Annotated in this window: 15 protein-coding genes; 11 read left to right on the forward strand and 4 right to left on the reverse strand. The window is 67.5% G+C overall.

Going from position 1 to position 16219, the window contains the following annotated elements; all coding sequences use genetic code 11:
* The first annotated feature begins 165 nt into the window (after positions 1-165).
* Entirely contained in the window at positions 166-603 is a 438-nt protein-coding gene (locus ACZ3IG_RS28090) for a hypothetical protein (RefSeq protein WP_320783167.1), read from the forward strand.
* A 77-nt stretch (positions 604-680) separates the two neighbouring features.
* Here the strand turns inward: ACZ3IG_RS28090 and ACZ3IG_RS28095 are convergent, their stop codons facing one another.
* Both ACZ3IG_RS28095 and ACZ3IG_RS28100 read right to left on the reverse strand, forming a co-directional pair.
* Positions 681-1226 carry a flavoprotein gene (locus ACZ3IG_RS28095; protein WP_467435513.1) on the reverse strand — a complete coding sequence of 182 codons (546 nt, stop codon included), beginning with the start codon at positions 1224-1226 and terminating at the stop codon, positions 681-683.
* Positions 1223-2494 carry a helix-turn-helix domain-containing protein gene (locus ACZ3IG_RS28100; protein ID WP_467435515.1) on the reverse strand — a complete coding sequence of 424 codons (1272 nt, stop codon included), beginning with the start codon at positions 2492-2494 and terminating at the stop codon, positions 1223-1225. The genes ACZ3IG_RS28095 and ACZ3IG_RS28100 overlap by 4 nt, the downstream gene beginning before the upstream one ends.
* Before the next feature lie 173 nt (positions 2495-2667).
* On the opposite strand from ACZ3IG_RS28100, the gene ACZ3IG_RS28105 reads away from it, so the two are divergent.
* From ACZ3IG_RS28105 to ACZ3IG_RS28135, 7 genes are all read left to right on the forward strand, one after another.
* Entirely contained in the window at positions 2668-3108 is a 441-nt protein-coding gene (locus ACZ3IG_RS28105) for an ATP-binding protein (RefSeq protein ID WP_467435517.1), read from the forward strand.
* On the forward strand, positions 3108-4424 hold the full coding sequence (locus ACZ3IG_RS28110; RefSeq protein WP_467435519.1) for a UDP-N-acetylglucosamine 1-carboxyvinyltransferase: 1317 nt from the start codon (positions 3108-3110) through the stop codon (positions 4422-4424). The genes ACZ3IG_RS28105 and ACZ3IG_RS28110 overlap by 1 nt, the downstream gene beginning before the upstream one ends.
* Positions 4421-5659 carry a metallophosphoesterase gene (locus ACZ3IG_RS28115; RefSeq protein ID WP_467435520.1) on the forward strand — a complete coding sequence of 413 codons (1239 nt, stop codon included), beginning with the start codon at positions 4421-4423 and terminating at the stop codon, positions 5657-5659. The genes ACZ3IG_RS28110 and ACZ3IG_RS28115 overlap by 4 nt, the downstream gene beginning before the upstream one ends.
* Positions 5656-6195 (forward strand): dCTP deaminase, encoded by a 540-nt coding sequence (gene dcd / locus ACZ3IG_RS28120; protein ID WP_031045339.1) that lies wholly within the window; start codon positions 5656-5658, stop codon positions 6193-6195. The genes ACZ3IG_RS28115 and dcd overlap by 4 nt, the downstream gene beginning before the upstream one ends.
* Positions 6192-6728 (forward strand): dCTP deaminase, encoded by a 537-nt coding sequence (locus ACZ3IG_RS28125; RefSeq protein WP_467435521.1) that lies wholly within the window; start codon positions 6192-6194, stop codon positions 6726-6728. Before dcd ends, ACZ3IG_RS28125 begins: the two co-directional genes overlap by 4 nt.
* Before the next feature lie 23 nt (positions 6729-6751).
* The gene (locus tag ACZ3IG_RS28130) at positions 6752-7840 is read left to right on the forward strand and encodes a glycosyltransferase family 4 protein (protein ID WP_467435553.1); all 1089 of its coding nucleotides are present in this window, start codon (positions 6752-6754) and stop codon (positions 7838-7840) included.
* 94 nt (positions 7841-7934) lie between these two features.
* The gene (locus tag ACZ3IG_RS28135; RefSeq protein ID WP_467435522.1) at positions 7935-8978 is read left to right on the forward strand and encodes a serine hydrolase domain-containing protein; all 1044 of its coding nucleotides are present in this window, start codon (positions 7935-7937) and stop codon (positions 8976-8978) included.
* A 521-nt stretch (positions 8979-9499) separates the two neighbouring features.
* Here the strand turns inward: ACZ3IG_RS28135 and ACZ3IG_RS28140 are convergent.
* Entirely contained in the window at positions 9500-11374 is a 1875-nt protein-coding gene (locus tag ACZ3IG_RS28140; RefSeq protein WP_467435523.1) for an ATP-dependent nuclease, read from the reverse strand.
* A 322-nt stretch (positions 11375-11696) separates the two neighbouring features.
* Between ACZ3IG_RS28140 and ACZ3IG_RS28145 the strand changes: the two genes are divergently transcribed.
* The 3 genes from ACZ3IG_RS28145 to ACZ3IG_RS28155 all read left to right on the forward strand — a co-directional run bounded on the left by ACZ3IG_RS28145 (position 11697) and on the right by ACZ3IG_RS28155 (position 15060).
* Positions 11697-12587 carry a phosphorothioated DNA-binding restriction endonuclease gene (locus ACZ3IG_RS28145; protein WP_467435524.1) on the forward strand — a complete coding sequence of 297 codons (891 nt, stop codon included), beginning with the start codon at positions 11697-11699 and terminating at the stop codon, positions 12585-12587.
* Between the two features lie 134 nt (positions 12588-12721).
* Positions 12722-13831: an ImmA/IrrE family metallo-endopeptidase gene (locus ACZ3IG_RS28150; RefSeq protein ID WP_467435525.1), complete on the forward strand. Its 1110-nt coding sequence runs from the start codon at positions 12722-12724 to the stop codon at positions 13829-13831.
* A gap of 2 nt (positions 13832-13833) precedes the next feature.
* Complete coding sequence (locus ACZ3IG_RS28155) at positions 13834-15060, forward strand: hypothetical protein (protein WP_467435526.1); 1227 nt, start codon at positions 13834-13836, stop codon at positions 15058-15060.
* Here the strand turns inward: ACZ3IG_RS28155 and ACZ3IG_RS28160 are convergent.
* On the reverse strand, positions 15030-15659 hold the full coding sequence (locus ACZ3IG_RS28160; RefSeq protein WP_467435528.1) for a hypothetical protein: 630 nt from the start codon (positions 15657-15659) through the stop codon (positions 15030-15032). The genes ACZ3IG_RS28155 and ACZ3IG_RS28160 overlap by 31 nt on opposite strands.
* Positions 15660-16219: the final 560 nt, after the last annotated feature.

The following is a 16219-nucleotide window of genomic DNA, read 5'->3' on the forward strand; positions in this document are numbered from 1 at the left end:
GAGGGGACCGACGACCTGGGTCCTCGACGCGCCCGGCGGGGCAGGCACCGACGCGAGGCGGAGGAAACGACCGAGAGACGTCAGGCACACGCTGGACCGAATGAGCCCGAGCGGCTCGACCGCGGGGTCGACCGGCTCAGGGCCGGGAGCAGGAATGGTGGTCGGGTGGGGGTGACGTACAAATACTTCGGCGCGCCCGACGGCGCGACCGCGGCCCGCGTCCCGATCTCCATGCGTCCCGAGGAACTCGGCGGCGACGAGCTCGGCATGAACGGCATGTTCACCAAGATCAAGCCGGAGACCATGGCGGCCATGGTCCTCACCGGCATCGAGGGCGTCCCCCTCCACCGGGTCCCCCCGCTCGAACTCGTCGTCCTCCACCCCGACTACGCCGTCGTGAAGCTCCCGATGACCGTCGTCGACCCCCTGCGCGGCATTGGCGAGGAGGCGGTCGGCGCGGCGGCCTTCATCTGGTCGACGGTCCCGGACCGGGGCGGGCCGCGGGACGCGTTCAACGTGTACCAACTGCTGCACGAGTGGCAGGACTTCAGCCACCGGCTGCATGAGGCGGGGCATCAGGCGTACTGCCTGGTGTGGCCCTGAGCCGGTGGTCTCGATGGCCTCGGTGGGTACGGGCGGGGTCTGCGGATCCCGCCCAGCCGCGAGCACGGCGGCGCTGGTCACGACCGCGCAGACAGTCTGGGGGCGAGCAGTTCCAGCACCTCCTCCCAGCGGTAGCGGTCGGCCCCGCCGCCCGCCTTCGGCCGGTGAGGCTCGTAGGAGCCGACCAGGACACCCATCTCGCGCAGCCGTTGCAGACTCTGGTGGTACGCCGGGTGGGCGGCCTGGGCGGAGTTCAGATACGGCAGTACGGCGATCGGAACGCCCATGGCGGGCGCTTCGCACAGGATCCCCAGCGCGAGGTTGTCGGAGATCCCGGCGGCCCACTTGTTGACCGTGTTGAAGGTGGCCGGGGCGACCGCGATCGCATCCGCAGGCCGGCTCGGGCGTGGCTCACCCGGTGACCGCCAGGCCGAGCGGATGGGGCGGCCGGTCTGGGCCTCGACTGCCTCCGCGTCAAGGAAACCGAGTCCATGCGGGGTGGCTACGACGCCGACGTCCCACTGGCGTTCCTGGGCCGCGTTGATCAGCCGGCCGACATCGGCGGCGACCCCGGCCGCACAGACCACGATCTGGAGCAACGGCTTGTCGTGCTGGTCACTCACGCGGGCACTCCCAGTTGGCGGCTGAAGTGATGGAGCTCGGGCAGTGCCCGGCGGCGGTCGCGGGCTGCCATGTCAGCGACCAGTTCGCGTACGGCCGGGCGGCGGACGTCCTGTGCCGCGCAACTCTCGGCGATGCGCAGGGCCTGATAGCCGTCGGCGAGTCTGCCCTGCTGACTGTAGGCGCGGGCGGCCTCCACCCAGAGCGCGGCCCGTCGCTCGGGAACGGGGATATGCCGCCGCATGAGAGGTCGAGCGGTTCGGAGGGCGATTCCGGCGTCGCCGAATGAGACAGCCGCGCTGATCTCGTGCAAGGCTACGTTGGTCGGGCTGAAGTTCGCCCAGGCGTCCGGCCTGTCGAATGCGACGTAGCGGGCCACGTCTTTGGCCTCGGTGAGAAAGTCTTGGGTGGTGTCGCGGTCGCCGTTTCTGCTGGCGGCGGTAGCTCCGCGGAGCAGCAGCAGGCCGACCGATGCCAGGTATCGGGGCGAGCGTTGGTCATAGGAACCGCTGAGCTGGTCAACGGTGTGGCGAACCATGTTCACGGCTTGGGCTGTGTGCTTCTCCCGTACGAGCACGTGAGCGTGAACGCGGACGCTGGCGGCGAGCACGACAGGGTCCCCGGACCTTTCCGCCTCGGCCATGGCGCGGCCGGCCGCCAGCCAGGCGTTGCCCTGGTCGGCTCGCTTCAGCAACAGGCTCACCGACGTCTGATAGGCGGTCGCGAGCAACCCGGACGCCTCCGCCGAACCGGAGGAGCCGCCAACGACCTGGCGCAGGTCGGCGATGAGGCCCGGCAGAGCCTGCTCCAGTTTCGCGTAGTCGCACATGCAGAACAGCCGACGCACGGTCCGCGCTCGCTCCCGCAGCTCGTCGATACCGGAGGAGTCACCGGTGGCGGCGGGGCTCGGTCCCGGCAGCAGGACTCGGATCAGGTCGTGGTGTGCCACGGTTGGCGTCGGCGTTGCCGCGAGCGCGGTGACGCTCGCGGCAAGGAAGGTGCGGCGGTGCATGTCCTCGGTTCCGGGATCGCTGGGGCTGGCGTCGGGGGCAGCGGCGAGACCGAGGCGTTGCGGTGGGATGTCCAGTACCTTCGCGATCTCGCGCAGCACGCGCACGTCCTCCGTGCCCCTGCCGTTCTCCAGGCGGCTCACCTTCGACTGGTGGTAGCCCAGTGCGGTGGCGACGTCCTTCTGCGAGCGCCGCTGTAATACGCGTGCCTGACGGATGACTTCGCCGATCCGTCCGGCTTCACTCTGTGCGTCGGCCATCTGTGCCACGGCCCCTTCTGCCGTCGCCGCTCCTGCCTGATCAACTGAGCGTAACCGAGCATCGATTGGCCGCGATGCAGCTCCTGCATAAGTGATGCGGCCCCGGCACACGGCATGGTCCCGCTTGCCTCCGAAGCGGTTGCCTGGAGCAGCACCGATCCAGGAGGCAGCTCGTGAAAGCGCACCAGTTCGCACTCTCCGTATCCGCCACACCGACCGCGGTCACCGCCGCCCGGCACCGGGCCGTGGACGCGATAGAGGGCTGGGACACGGTGCTGGGCAACGAGGTGGTGCACACCGCCGAACTCGTGATCAGTGAGTTCATCACCAATGCGGTCCGACACGCCGAAGCCGGCCCGGTTTCCCTGTCCGTCCGTCTCGACGAGCAGTCACTGCGGATCGAAGTCTGTGACGACTGCCCGGAGCTGCCCCGGCCGGGTCTCCCGGATCCGTGTAGCGAGAGCGGCCGAGGTCTGTTCCTCGTGGCCGCGCTCGCGGATCGGTACGGCGTCGAGCCGACGGCGGTCGGGAAGTGCTGCTGGGCCGAGATCGCACTGCCCACCAACCCGGACCATCCGACCGTGTCCCCCCTTGTTGCACAGAGGAGTTGCTGATGACGACCACTCGCGTCCCCGGCGCGACCGCCGAGGTGATCGCCGTTCGTCCGGGCCCACCGCTCACCGGCACTGTGACTGTCGACGGCTCCAAGAACGCGGCGCTCCCGCTGGTGGCCGCCGCGTCTGCCCTCGGCTGTCCGGTCAGGCTGAACAACATCCCTGCCAACACGGACGTGCAGACCATGCTCGCGCTGCTCCAAGAGTCGGGCTGGCACGTAGCGCAGCCGGTCGGGGAGCCGACTGCGGCGGTGATTCTGCCGACTGAAAACCAGCCCGTGCGCCCCCACCTGCCCCAGGCCGCGCGTATCCGTGCCTCGTACTACCTGGTGCCGGCCCTGCTCGCCCGGCACGGAGAGGCACGGCTGCCGTGGCCGGGAGGCTGCCGGATCGGCGCACGCGGGATGGATCTGCACTTCAAGGTGTACGAGGCATTCGGCGACCGGAGTGTCTTGGATGACTCCGGATACCGCGTCGAGGCCGCCAGACGTCGCTATGGCACCGTGTCCCTGGTGCTGCCGTTCCGCTCGCGCGGGGCGACGGTGGCCGCCCTGCTTCGAGCCGTCACCACCGGCCGGCCTCTGCGGCTGGGCGAGCCCAATCTCTCGCCGGAAGTGCTGTATGTGCTGGAGGCCCTGCAGGCGGCGGGTTGGGAAACTCGGGCCGGCGAGCGCCTGCTCGCCCTCTCGCCGCCTTCCTCGGCACCGAGCGACGCCGCATGGGTAGTGCCGGGAGACAAGGTGGAGGCAGGGACACTCGCCTGTGCAGTCGCCACCACCGGCGGAAGCGCGCGCATCCGAGGCGCGCGAGCCGACGACCTGGGCCCCCTCGTGGCCGCCCTGCACCGACTGGGAATCTCCGCCGTCAGCGAGGCGGACACTCTCACCGTGAACGCCCAGGACGGCCGCTTGGCCAGCCGCCCTTTACGGGCCACCGCCTCGCTCAGGCCGGGCGGCTTGGACGCCGACTTCGAACCACCACTCATGGCACTGGCCCTCGGCCTGCCCGGTACCCACCTGTTCGCCGACGCCATCAACCCGGGTCGCCACGGCAATCTTCTGCCGCAGTTGGCCCGCCTCGGGGCGGATATCGAGGAAATCTCCTCGACCGAGTGCCGCCTTAGCGGTCCGCAACGGCTGACCGGAACGGGCGTGGAGGCCACCGACATCCGAACCGGATCCGCCCTCATGGTCGCCGGCCTCAGCGCCCACGGCGTCACCACCCTCGGCGGCCTCGACCAACTCCGTCGCGGCCACGCTGACCTGCCCGGCAAGCTCCACACCCTGGGCGCCGACATCTGCGAGGTCACCCCATGACCACCGACGGGCGCAACCTTGGCCAGATCGTTGCCACAACGGACGTCCACTCCGCCTTCGACAACGCCGCGCCGTTCCTGACCCACCTCCACTCGCTGCGGCCGACTTCCCTCATCGTGGACTGCGGTGACTTCTTCGAAGGCAGCGGGTACTACCGCCTCGCCCGCGGCACGATCGAGCGGGGGATCCTGCTCAGGCTGTATGACGTGCTGGCCCCCGGCAACCACGGCTGGCCCCACTACTTCGAACCCGACCTTCACCGGCGCACTGTCTGCGCCAATGCTGTGGATGCCAACACCGGCGACGTTCTGTTCCGCCGCCTGTGCATTGCCGACATCGATGGACGGCGCGTCGGCGTAACCGCGGTGATCGGCCGGCAAGCCTTCCACTCGATCCCGGCTGCCCAGCGAGCCGGCCAATGCGTCACCGATCCCCTGCAGTCCCTGCGCGAGGTCATGCGCGCCCACCACCACGAGGTGGACAGCTGGGTCCTGCTCAGCCATTCCGGCTTCGACGAGGACCGGAAACTCGCGGCGGCCTGTCCGTTCCTCGACGTGGTCTTCGCCGGGCACTGCCACAGCGATCAGTACGGACCGGTCCGAGTCGACGGCACCCTGGTCGCCAAGGGTCGGGAACTCGCCGACGGCTACGCGATCGCGACACCCGTAGGCACGGGATGGGGTGCCGGCACTACATCCTTCCCAAATCGGGCCCCGAGCCGCTTTCCCATGCAGCTTGCGGATCTGCGCTCCCTCATCGAAAACGTCAAACAGCAGCTGGCCGCCGTCCTCGGCCCGATCAGTCCGGCGTACCGCCACCAGCCCCTCGACCGGCGCAGCCTGCTCTTGGAGCTCACCGCCCGCCTGCGTACGGCACTCGGGTCAGACACGGTCATCCTCAACGAGACGGCACTACGTGCCGTCCCGCTCGGCGACACACTCACCCAGGGCGACCTGTTCTCCATCGAGCCGTTCGCCAACCAGCTGGTGCACGCCCACGTACCTGAGCCGGCACGCAGCGACCTCCGTGGCCTGCTGTCAGATCTGACCGCCCAGTCCGGTCCGCTCGTCACGGCCCCCTATCCCCTGCCGGACGCCATCACCACCGTGCTGACCACCGACTACCTCGCCGACACCTACCTCGGCGGACGCACACACGAGGCCGGCCTGCGCCTGGACCAGGCCGTCCAGCACGTCCTCACCGCTCCCGACACCGCGCAAGGAGACAGCGAATGATCCTCACCGGCCCGGAGATCACCGCTGCCGCTCACGACGGCCGCCTCCGCATCACCCCGTTCGCCGCCGACCAGGTCAACCCCAACAGCTACAACGTGCGTCTGGGCCCCACCCTGATCACCTACACGAGCACGGTCCTGGACCCACACCGGCCCAACCCCACAAACGCAACCAGCATCGGCTCCGACGGGCACATCCTCCAGCCAGGCGAGCTCTACCTCGGCCACACCCTCGAAGAGGTCGGCTCCGACACCTTCGTGCCACTGCTGTTCGGTCGTTCCTCCGTCGGACGCCTCGGCCTGTTCGTCGAGATCACCGCCCCCATCGGCGACATCGGCTTCCACGGCCAGTGGACGCTCATGCTCACCCCGATCCGACCGCTGCGCGTATACGAGGGCATGAAGATCGGGCAGATCATGTTCTTCGTCTCCACCGGCGCCATCGACCTCTACCGCGGCAAGTACCAGGCCGCCGCAGGACCGCAGCCCTCCGCCTACTGGCGAGACCTCGCCCGACTCCAGGCGGTGGCATCGTGATCCTCACCGGCCCCGCCATCGCCGCCGCCGTCCAGGCCGACGAGATCACCATCGACCCGTACGAGCCCAGCCGCCTCTCCCCCAACGCCTACGACTGGCGGCTCGGCGAAACGATCCGCGTCTGCGACGGCAACCTCGACGCCGCGACCCCCACCTCCTTCACCGAGCAGCCCATCCCCGACACCGGTCTCGTACTGCGCCCTGACCTGCTCTACCTCGGCATCACGCTGGAGCGGACCGGTTCGGAGACGTACGCGCAGCTACTGAACGGCGACCGCACCACCGGGTCCCTGGGCATCTGGGTTCACGTCTCGGCTCCGCTCGGACACCAGGGCCATGCGATCCGCTGGACGCTGGAGATCCGCGCCACGCGACCGGTGCGCGTGTATCCGGGCATGACCTTCGGCAAGCTCGTCTTCCTCACTGCCTTCGGCGCCCCGGCCAGCTACCAGCATCAGCCCGCCAAGTACGCGTCCACGGAAGGCATCGACGTCTCGCGCCTCTACGAGGAGATCGACGGAGGCACGCGGTGAACGCTCGCTCGGCCACCGGCCCGATGGCTGCCACCTTCCTGGACCTCCCCGTTGGAAGCCCCGGCGGCAGCGTCGAGCTCTTCATCGACCTCTACACCGGCCGACAACCCCTCATCCCGGCCCGCGCCTTCATGCTCGCACCACCTGATCACGCTCCCCGGCCACCCGCCGGACTCAGCGTGCTCCCAGTAGCAGGCAAATGTCTGGAAGGAACGGCCTTCAGCCGCTACGTCGCCACCCTGCGCAGAGCGCTCACAGCCATACTCGATCCCACGCAGATCGGCGTCCTCCACTTGCAGCACCTCGCATTCGGCGCCACTCCTGCCCTCATCCGCGCTCTGCCCGCGCATCCTCGGATCGCCCTCGTCCACGGCACGGACCTGCTCTTCGCCGAGACCCACCGAGACCAGCTCCAAGTGCTGCGCGAAACAGCCAGGGCCGCCGACGCCATCGTGGTCCCGACCAACGCAATGGCCGACCGCCTCCTCAAGCTCGCCCCGCAGATCGAACGCCGCAAGATCACCCACATCCCCTGGGGCATCCCCGACCACCTGCTCACCGCCCCACCCGCCCGGCCGGCACGCACCTCCAGCAGCCACCTGCGGCTCCTGTACGCAGGACGCCTGACCGTCGAAAAGGGTGGTGAGGCCCTGATCAAGAGTCTGGCCCCGGTGCCCGGTGTCGAGCTGAGCGTCGCCGCGCCCAGAGCCCAGTTCCACGCACTGGCCCCGCTGCTGCAACGAGCCGGCGTAAGAGTCCGCTACCTCGGCTGGCTGCGCCGCCCACAGCTGTGGAAAGCCTTCACCGAACACGACGTGCTGGTCATGCCGTCCACCACCCTGGAGGCCATGGGACTGGTCGCGCTGGAAGCCCAAGCGTGCGGGCTCCCCGTCCTTTACCAGCCTGTCCCCGGCCTCAGCGAGGCGCTCGCCGCTTCCGGTATGACCACCGACTTCACCCACTCCGCCGCCCTCGCACGGGATCTCGACCGGCTGATGAAGACCCCTGGGTTGCTGTCCGACCTGCGCCAGGCGGGCTATGCCAATGCGGCCCGCCACCCCCTCTCGGCAACCGCACGATCCCTGACCGACCTCGGCCGACAGCTCACCTGAACCGACCGTCAGACGTCCCGACACGTCACTACCCGAACCACTCTGCGAGCGTCACTACGCTGACCGACGGGATACCCCGGCGAAGAGGGAGACCATGACGTACGACCATGACCGCATCGAAGCCCTACTCGACGAGGGGGTCCGCGACAAGGTGTACCCGGGCGCCGTGTGGGCCCTCGGCGATGCCACCGGCATCCTCGACCAGGGTGCCACCGGCGTCCTCGACCCCGACGAGCCGGACGTGCCGATGCGCGCCGAAACCGTCTTCGACGCCGCCAGCCTCACCAAGATCCTGGCCGTCTGGTCCTCCATCGGCGCTCTGTACGAGGACGGAACCCTCGACCTCGACCAGCCGCTCGGCAGCTTCTGGCAGGAGGTCACCGGGCACTCACTCGGAGCCGTCACCACCCGGCATCTGCTGACGCACACCGCCGGCGTCCCACTGCGAGCCCAGCTGAAGAACCTCTACGGCACCAACCCGGACGACATCCGCCGCGGAGTACTGCACGAGGCACTCCACCGGGCACCCGGCGAAGCCGTCGAGTACACCGACCGAGCCGCCCTCATCCTCGGCTACCTCGCCGAACACCTCTCCGGCAGCCCCTTGGACCAGCTAGCCACCGCCCGCACCTGGCACCCGCTGGGCATGACCGGCACCCGCTTCGGCCCCCTGCCCGCCGACCTCGCCGCCCGCTGCGCTCCCACCGAACTCGACCAGGACACCGACACCCACCTCAAGGGAGTCGCCCACGACTTCTCTGCCCGCCTTCTGGGCGGCGTCTGCGGCATCGCCGGCGTCTTCACCGTCCTCGACGACCTCGCCATCTTCCTCCGGTACATGCTCGGCCCTGCCGCGTCCCATGTGCGAGCTGGTTTCGACAGCGAGTGGATCACACACTCCCTGACCATCGAGACTGGTGAGCTCCAGCCGGCTCGTGGCTTGTTCTGGCATCCCGCTCCCGGTACCACCGCCGAGGAGGACGTCTGGGTGCACTACGGCTTCACCGGCACAGGCATGTGGATCTCCCCCACCGGGGGCCGGTGGGCGGTGCTCCTGACCAACAAGCTTTACTACACAAGAGATCGTGGGCCATTAACCGAGATTCGCAGCACCTTCCGTGAACTCGCCTTCAGTTGATGTGTCAAGAAAAAGCCCAGGCCCCATCCGACGTCCACTGCCTCGTGTTGAGCGCCACGCTGCCGACCCACCCGCTAGAAGGCTGGCCTTATTCGGACAGCGATCACCGCCGGTGTACGAAGGTAAGCGGGCACACAGTGCGGTGCAGCTGAGACTGAACAAGCGCTGCCAATGCGACGGAGATAACAGAATCGGCTCGAGTAGCCCGCCTATTTCACCCGGTTTAGCATGGAATGTACCGCTCGTCGGCTAGGGGTGATGTCAGTGCCATAGGGAAGACTCTGGATGTGGGGGAGGGAGACTCATGACTGACCAGCAAAATGGCCCTGACCAGCGCATACCTGCTCCGAATGGCTGCCGATGGTGTGGGCTTGAGGCGCGGGAGCATGCGCAGCGCTGGAAGCCTCCGGTGGGCTGGCACAAGTGGGAACCGCCGACGTTGGAACAGCGCAAGGAACGCATGCTCGCACGGCGGCGGCGCCGTGGCGGTACCAGTGAGACCAGGTCAGCGCTACGCGCTCTTACCCTGCGGCCAGCTTTCTGATCTCGCCGAAGATCTCCCGCAGCTGTGCGGGCACCTGATCAGGGCTGGTGAGCGTGCTCACCAGCCCGAACATCATGTCGGGTTTGCCGCTGGGCCCGTTCGGGCTGTCATTGCGGAGCATGTTCAGCACTTCCTTACTGAACTTCTTGCCGCGCTGAGCGGTGAAGTCGTCCATGGTCCACGGCTCGCCGTCCTTCGGCCAGAGTTCGTTGGCGGTCGCGGCCCACAAGTCGTCCGGGAACAGTTCCTCCAGCTCGTTGAAGGCATCCGGCTCGCCCACGAAACGGACAACGTCGCTGAAAGCACTGCCGAAAAACTGTTGGAGTCGGACTTCCTTGAAGAGCCCTTTGGGCAAGGTGCGGCTGTCGGCGTCCACCATGAGCATCACGGAGCGGCCATGCGCGACCAGATAGTGAGCGAGGTGCAGGGCCCCCTCATTGTTGAAGCACGCCCACAAGGCGATGCCGGCCGACTGGAGAGACTGGCCCTCAGACAGCCGGAACAGCATGGGGATCACCCGCTGTTCGGTGTCGCCCTCGACAGCCAGGAAGCAACGCTCATGCAGCAGAACGGAGTTTCGAAGACCGACCGCTGCGGCTATGCGCCCCAGGTGCACGTCGATGTCGTCGTGAGTGTCGGCCCCCAGCCGCTCGATCACCGTCCGTCCGCACTCCAGTCGGAGATGCACGACGTCGGCGATGTCGACACCGTCGATGAGGTTCATGGAGTGGGTGGCGACGATTACGTTCACATGGGGCAGTGCGCTTTGGTCACGGATGAGCTGCATGATCTTGCGCTGGTGCCCGTAGTCGAGGTGCGTGTCCGGCTCGTCGTAGATCACGATCGTCTGTACCGGAGGCGGGACATCTTCGGTGGCCTCAGGGTCAGTTGAGGAGTCGATGTCGGCGAACTCCTCGCGCGTGAGCAGCTGGCTGTTCCACTCCCAGATCGCCAGGGAGATTCGTCGTGCGCTACCTAGGCCGGAACGATCCAGGCCCACGGTCTCGCCCTTCGTACGGGCGATTCGCAGCGGCGCACCCCGGAAACCATGAGTGAACGAGACCACAGGCTCGACATCAACGTCTGTGAGGTCGTCGCAACGACTCTGAATGTGCTCGCACAGGGACCGGGCGTCGTCCTGAAGTCGCTCTTTGATCCCAGCCTCGATCGACTGCAGCTGGCCCTCAAGCGTGGGGTCCGACATATGGGCCTGGTATCGGCCCATCAGCGCGGTCTTCACCGCAGCGTCGGGATCGTCCGACTTCCCGTCGAACGGCATCAGCCGGGGCATGCGGCGCTCCATCTCCTTCGGAGCAGGAACCCAGCCCGACGCGGAGGCGTGAGCCATGCCGTAATTGCAGAGGGCCGGCTCGATGTCGCCGCGTTTTATGGACGACAGCTCAGGGAGCAACTGCTTGGCGAGGGCTCTCACCTCGTTGAGGGACAGCTTGGAAGGGTCACGCAGTCGTTCGTCGTCCGCGAGCGGCGCCCAGCACTCAAGGACGGGCCCTTCACCGTTGACAGCGCGTCGCCGTACGCGCAACTCCTCGGTCGGGAAGCCGAACGATTCCAACTCCCAAGAGTCGAGGATGAACTGCCCCTCCACCCATGTGGTCGAACACCGCAGGAGAGGCGCCGAGTCATCGACGTCCACGCCATCCGAAGCGTCGAGCTCGTACGTACGATCGTCCTCGGTCAACCGCTCATTGCCCACAAGGAAGGCCAGCGCGGCAAGCACCGCGCTCTTACCGCCGTCGTTCTGGCCGGCGAGGATGGTAGGTGTGCTGACCGGAATGTCACGGACGTCCTTGAGGGATCGGAATCCGCACACGGTGAAGCTGTGCAGGTGCACCGTTCTCAGCCGCTCCGTTCCCTAAGCGCCTCGGGCAGACGCAAGCCACCAGGGGCGCCTTGCCCCAGACATTGAACTGGGCAACAGCCAACCCAGGCGCATCATCTTATGTCTTGTGGAGATAGCCTGTTGGCGCTGTGAGTGGATCTGACCGATTCAGACCGACACCGCGCGAAGCCTGCCTGCCTCGGGCTCCATGTCACGGCTGACGGGGCCTTCATCGCCCCCGAACCGCACCACGCCCGCGTCCCGTTCACAGGCACGCAGCCGTCCTGAGCAGTGTCCACACGTGAGCGGGCCGACCCGTCTACGATCAGCCGCCATGGACTGGCTGGAGCGGATCACGAAGCTGAGGCAGTGGACCAGGAGCGGTGCCCGCGCTCCGCACAAGCCGCTGCTGCTTCTGTACGCCCTCGGCCGGTTCCAGGACGATGCCGACGGCAGCCTGCGATATACCGCGGTGGAAGAGGACTTGCAGCGTCTGCTGACCGAGTACGGCCCACCCAACAAGACGACACCCGCCTATCCCTTCCACCACCTGGTCAGCGACGGGGTGTGGGAAGTGCGCACCGATCGTGGATCGGCAAGCCCTGGAAGCGGAATACGGGACCTCCGGGAAACGGGCGCCACCGGGCAGCTCGCGCCGGACTTGAGAGCGGCGCTGCGACGCGACCCGGACCTGCTCGGCAGAATGGCGCGATTGCTGCTCGACCTACACTTCCCACCCTCCCTGCACCGAGAACTGTGCGAAGCCGTCGGCCTGGAACTGGTGCTGGCGGAGGCCGGGCAGTTCTCGGCCATACGCAGGCAGCGGGACCGGAGGATGCGGGAGCTGGTGCTGACCGCCTACGAGTACCGGTGCGCCTTCTGCGGATACGACGGCAGTATCGCCGCGATGCCCGTCGGGCTGGAGGCCGCCCACGTCCGCTGGTGGGCGTTCGGCGGTCCCGACGACATCGAGAACGGGCTGTGCCTGTGCTCGCTGCACCACGTGCTCTTCGACAAGGGCGTCCTAGGCCTGGGAAATGACCAACGCATCCTGGTCTCACAACGCTTCGTCGGCCACAGCCCCGCCGCCCGCGACCACGTCATAGCCCTCGCGGGCCGCCCACTCATCGGCCCCCAGCCGGGTGCTCGCCCTGTTGCCGCAGTTCACTGCGACTGGCACGCCCAACAGGTCTTCCACGGCGAACCGCGCCCTGCCACTGCCTGAACGCTGCTGCGCCCACAATCAACTGTTCAGAGAGTGGCCCTCACTTGCAGGACTACTTTCATCATATGACGCTAAATCAGTCACGGAATATTTTGTGCTACTGTTTTGAGGTCTGATACGAGGTGGTGTCGTGTATGGCGATCACTGAGCTGCAGGCGCAGCCCGGGATGCTCGTGCTGGCGCGCGAGTCCCGCGGGCTGACGCAGGCTGAGGTCGCCGCGGCTATGACCAAGGCGTCGCCAGGCGGCGCCACGCCGGTTTCCCAGGGCTACGTAAGCCGAGCCGAGGCTGGTCGTCTCGTCGTCACACATGAGCGTCTTGAGCTGTACGCTGCCGCGCTTGGCTACCCTCCTGAGTTGCTGTGCCTGGATCCGCAGGTCAGCGGCATCGGGGTGGGCCTGGTCCACCACCGCAAGAAAGCAGCTCTGACTGCCTCCGCTCTGCGACGCGTGCACGCCCATGTGGCGCTTTCACGGATTCAGCTGAACGGCCTGGCGTCCGCAGCGGCATTGCCGCCAGTCACACATCGCTTCTTCAGGGTCCCCCTGGATGACCTCACCACCCCGAAGGACGCTGCTCGGCGAGTCCGCAGGGAGTGGAGCGTGGCCCCCGGTCCGGTACCCGACATGGTCGCGGTGCTGGAAAATGCCGGCGCACTGGTGGTCACCCGCGACCTGGACAGCGACCTGTTGGACGCCGTAAGCCAGTGGGAAGCGGGCGGGCATCCTCTGCTCCTGGTCAACACCCGGGCACCGGGCGACCGACGTCGCTTCAGCATCGCGCACGAGCTGGGTCACCTGGTGATGCATGACGAGCCGGGCACAGGGTCCACGCAGGAGAAGCAGGCCGACGCCTTCGCTGCCGAGTTCTTGATGCCTGCCTCCGATATCCGGCAGGCGATCGCCGGCGGCGTCGATCTGGCCAAGCTGACGGAGCTGAAGCGGGTTTGGGGTGTCTCCATGAGCGCGCTGCTGCGCCGCGCCCAAACGCTCAATGCCGTCAGCGAGTGGCAGTACCGCACCCTGATGATCGAGATGTCAGCGCTCGGCTACCGGACCGCAGAGCCTGTTGATGTCCTCCCTGAGCAGCCGCAGCGCCTCGTTGCCCTTGTCAACACCTTGCTGACCGACCGCCAGATGACTCTGGAGGATGCGGCTGCCTGCGCGCACCTGCTTCCTGAAGACTTCCAGCGCCTGTACGTCGAGGGCGCCGGTTCATCATCATTCCCGGCCTTCCGAAGGTGACCATGACCGACCGTTCCGCCCCGCTGCCTCGTCCGCGCTCCGAGCTGACCGAGCCTCCCGACGCCGCGGGTGCGCCAGACCGGCCAGACAGCCTGAACGGTCTACAGGGCCGCATGCTGATCCAGGTCAGCGCCGCCCGGCTCGGCTACGTCCAGGGGCAGGTCGACCCGGCACGCAGTGGACTCATCCTGTGTGGCACCGACGCCGTGAGGAAGGCCGGCGCCCTGCGATACAGGGAGGGTTACGCCGCTCCGCTCCTGATCGACCCGGCGGTGTACGAGGTCAGCGCCGCGACCGAGGAGAACCCCTTCCCTTACGACGTCGAGCCCACGCTCTTCCTCGACGATCCCCTGGAACTGTCTCTGGCCGAGCAGCGGGACGCCGGAGCAACGCTCCCCATGACCCCCACCGGCTACATCAGGGCCGAGGACTCCGATGCCCTCCGGGCCGCCGTGACCCGTGTCCTGGAACTCGACGACCCAGAGGTGATCTTCGCCGCTCCGGTGGATGTCTCCTGGCTACGCGACGAGGAACCGACCCGCCAGCTCATCGCCTACCTGCGGATGGTCAGGGGGCCGAAGGCCATCATGCTGGGCGGACAGATGGACCCCTTGGCGCGTTACGCCAAGGCCGTAAGCCATCTCAAGCAGGTCATCGAGGAAGTTCCCGGGGCTGCCCTGCTACGCACGGATCTCGCGGCATTCGGCGCGCTGGCCTTCGGTGCCGCCTTCACAGCCTTCGGCGCCAGCAGCCGCTACCGCCACGTCGTCGCCCCCGGCGAAAAGGCGCAGACCAACAAGAGCATCCCCGTCCAGTCACCGCACGTTCTCTTCCCTGACCTGATGGCCTTCTTCCTGGGTGAGACGATCGCCAAGCGTTACGGTGGCGCCGAAGCTCCGGTCTGCTTCTGCTCGGCCTGTGCCGGCAAGCTCGCACTGGACGCCTTCACAAGCAACCGCGGCGAGCTTCCTGCCGCAGCGGCGGCACACAACGTCGCGGTCCTCATGGAGTGGCTGCGTGCCCTGACTTCGGTCAAGCCCGGCACAGCACGCCAGCAGTGGTGGTTCGACCGCTGCCGTAAAGCTCTCGATCAGTACGAACTGATCAACACGTCCATCAGACAGCCGAAGGCGTTCAAGTCTCCGGCGCAGCTCGATCGATGGGCGTCAACCGCTCCCAAACCCGCCAAGACACCGGCTCAGACAGCCGCCGCCGAGCGTAGGCGCTGATACACATCCTCGACGAACCACCAGGCCGCAGCGGTGTGCCGGGGCGGCCTGTAGTCCTCCGGCTCCAGTACCAGCTCGACCTCGTCTCCTGAGGTGACGAACACGCCGGTGCCGTAGAAGTCGGCCTCGACGAGGACCTCATCCAGTCGGGCTGGAAGACGGTCCAAGAGCATGGCCCGGCGGCAGAAGGGAGCAAATTGGCCCGCTCGCTCAAGGCCCTGGCGCCACCCGGAAGCGCGAACCACAGCAAGATCCACCTGCAGGGGCCGCACGGCACGTCGGGTGACCGTCTTCCGGTCTCGCTCCACCGCTCCCGACGGCAGCCCTCGCACCGCCCGCCGCGCCGGCGAGTCCAGCGATTGCAGCGGAACAGGAACGTCCACCGGGAGTGTCAGCAGGCACTCAAGATCGGGCAGCTTATCTACCCGGGCGGCGGAGACCTTTTCGCGCCGCGCATGCTCACCCTCGTTCAGACGGTAGAAGCACAGCGCTTCGGCCCCGAAGATAGAAACAGTTCGGGCCTGCCCGCCCGGCTCCAGCAAGGCGCGAGAAGCCTCCCGCACAGAACCGCCCGTCAGGGAACTCGCCAAGGTCACCATGGCCCCCACCCTGCCTCACTGGGATTCGACCGCATGCAGCGGCCCCGCGTTCATCCAAGCCGTATGCGTACGGGTACACCTGCCAAACAGCTCAAGACGCCTCGCGGACACTGCCCGACTGGGATCCTTCTCCGCATCACTGCCCTCATCACGGCGCCCTAGGCGCGAAAGCTGGGCCTGAACGCGCCTCCCCAGCACGTCCCCGGAGGGCACATCCAGGGCACATGAGCCTGGGTAACGGCGTTGATCCGTGAGAACTACCGAGACGAGTTCCCGCAGGTCAACGCACGTTCCACCGAGAATGCACAGGTCACAACCCCGCCCCTCCCATTCGCTGCACGAGTGGCAGGACTTCTCGCATCGGTTGCACGAGGCGGGACACCAGGCTTACTGCCTGGTGTGGCCCTGAGCCGGGACTTCACTGGTAGCGGGCGGGGTCTTCGGGCCTCACCCTTTTCCGTGCGGGGAGGGGCCGTCGGGCGACCAGGGCACTGAGGAGCCGCACCGTTCGCAGGGCGATGGCGGCGTCGCCGAAGGAGACGGCCGCGCCGGCTCGCCGC

The organism is Streptomyces sp. NPDC016677 (assembly GCF_055562815.1).